1 pseudogene is annotated in these 502 nt (G+C 59.2%); it reads right to left on the bottom strand.

The window, feature by feature from the left end:
* Positions 1-64: 64 nt before the first annotated feature.
* Positions 65-502 (bottom strand): annotated as a pseudogene (gene purH, locus NW819_RS14040) (bifunctional phosphoribosylaminoimidazolecarboxamide formyltransferase/IMP cyclohydrolase); the annotation flags it as partial.

Raw genomic sequence — 502 nt, 5'->3', positions numbered from 1 at the left:
ATTGACTAGAGTCATGCTCTTTGTCTCTCTTGGGAAGATTTCTCTCTTGAGCAGAAAGGCGGGCTCAGTGCAGAAAGTGACGTATGCCGGTGCAAACCATGGCAATACCGGCAGCGTTGGCAGCAGCAATGGAATCGGCATCGCGGATGCTCCCCCCCGGCTGGATGATGGCGCGGATCCCTGCTTGGGCAGCCATCTCCACGCTGTCGGCAAAGGGGAAGAAGCCATCGCTGGCCAAAACAGCTCCTGCTGCTTGGGATCCCGCCTGCTGGAGAGCGATCTCCGCTGCTCCCACCCGATTCATTTGTCCGGCTCCGACGCCGAGCGTCTGTCCCTGCTTGGCAACGACAATGGCGTTGGATTTCACATGTTTGCAGACTATCCAGGCAAATTCCAGATCCGCCCACTCCTCCGGTGTGGGCTGGCGCTGGGTGACCACTTGCCAAGAAGAGGGGCTGTCGGTTTGCGTCGGTTCCTGGTCGCGACAGCGTTGCAGAGCAAC

The sequence above is a fragment of the Synechococcus sp. R8-2 genome, assembly GCF_047461715.1.
GTDB lineage: Bacteria > Cyanobacteriota > Cyanobacteriia > Thermostichales > Thermostichaceae > Thermostichus.
This window is presented reverse-complemented; position numbering and strand designations above follow the sequence as displayed.